General features: G+C 52.8%; 1 rRNA gene (running past both ends of the window). It reads right to left on the reverse strand.

From position 1 onward, the window contains the following. Positions 1-1,499: ribosomal RNA gene (locus VZP09_RS18410) — 23S ribosomal RNA — on the reverse strand (it extends past both window edges: 1,235 nt to the left, 168 nt to the right).

Here is a 1,499-nt window from a genome sequence, read left to right on the forward strand (position 1 = left end):
GTTCCTTCACCCGAGTTCTCTCAAGCGCCTTGGTATTCTCTACCTGACCACCTGTGTCGGTTTGGGGTACGATTTAATGTTACCTGATGCTTAGAGGCTTTTCCTGGAAGCAGGGCATTTGTTACTTCAGCACCGTAGTNCCTCGTCATCACACCTCAGCCTTGATTATCCGGATTTGCCTGGANAATCAGCCTACATGCTTAAACCGGGACAACCGTCGCCCGGCTAACATAGCCTTCTCCGTCCCCCCTTCGCAGTAACACCAAGTACAGGAATATTAACCTGTTTCCCATCGACTACGCCTTTCGGCCTCGCCTTAGGGGTCGACTCACCCTGCCCCGATTAACGTTGGACAGGAACCCTTGGTCTTCCGGCGAGCGGGCTTTTCACCCGCTTTATCGTTACTTATGTCAGCATTCGCACTTCTGATACCTCCAGCAACCCTCACAGGTCACCTTCGCAGGCTTACAGAACGCTCCCCTACCCAACAACACATAGTGTCGCTGCCGCAGCTTCGGTGCATGGTTTAGCCCCGTTACATCTTCCGCGCAGGCCGACTCGACCAGTGAGCTATTACGCTTTCTTTAAATGATGGCTGCTTCTAAGCCAACATCCTGGCTGTCTGTGCCTTCCCACATCGTTTCCCACTTAACCATGACTTTGGGACCTTAGCTGGCGGTCTGGGTTGTTTCCCTCTTCACGACGGACGTTAGCACCCGCCGTGTGTCTCCCGTGATAACATTCTTCGGTATTCGTAGTTTGCATCGGGTTGGTAAGTCGGGATGACCCCCTAGCCGAAACAGTGCTCTACCCCCGAAGATGAATTCACGAGGCGCTACCTAAATAGCTTTCGGGGAGAACCAGCTATCTCCCGGTTTGATTGGCCTTTCACCCCCAGCCACAAGTCATCCGCTAATTTTTCAACATTAGTCGGTTCGGTCCTCCAGTTAGTGTTACCCAACCTTCAACCTGCCCATGGCTAGATCACCGGGTTTCGGGTCTATACCCTGCAACTTAACGCCCAGTTAAGACTCGGTTTCCCTGCGGCTCCCCTATACGGTTAACCTTGCTACAGAATATAAGTCGCTGACCCATTATACAAAAGGTACGCAGTCACACCCGAAGGTGCTCCCACTGCTTGTACGTACACGGTTTCAGGTTCTTTTTCACTCCCCTCGCCGGGGTTCTTTTCGCCTTTCCCTCACGGTACTGGTTCACTATCGGTCAGTCAGGAGTATTTAGCCTTGGAGGATGGTCCCCCCATATTCAGACAGGATACCACGTGTCCCGCCCTACTCTTCGAGTTCACAACCTGTGCATTTTGGTGTACGGGACTATCACCCTGTACCGTCGGACTTTCCAGACCGTTCCACTAACACACAAGCTGATTCAGACTCTGGGCTGCTCCCCGTTCGCTCGCCGCTACTGGGGGAATCTCGGTTGATTTCTTTTCCTCGGGGTACTTAGATGTTTCAGTTCCCCCGGTTCGCCTCGTTAAC

Source organism: Klebsiella sp. EMBS2024, assembly GCF_036233805.1.
Lineage (GTDB): Bacteria > Pseudomonadota > Gammaproteobacteria > Enterobacterales > Enterobacteriaceae > Klebsiella > Klebsiella pneumoniae.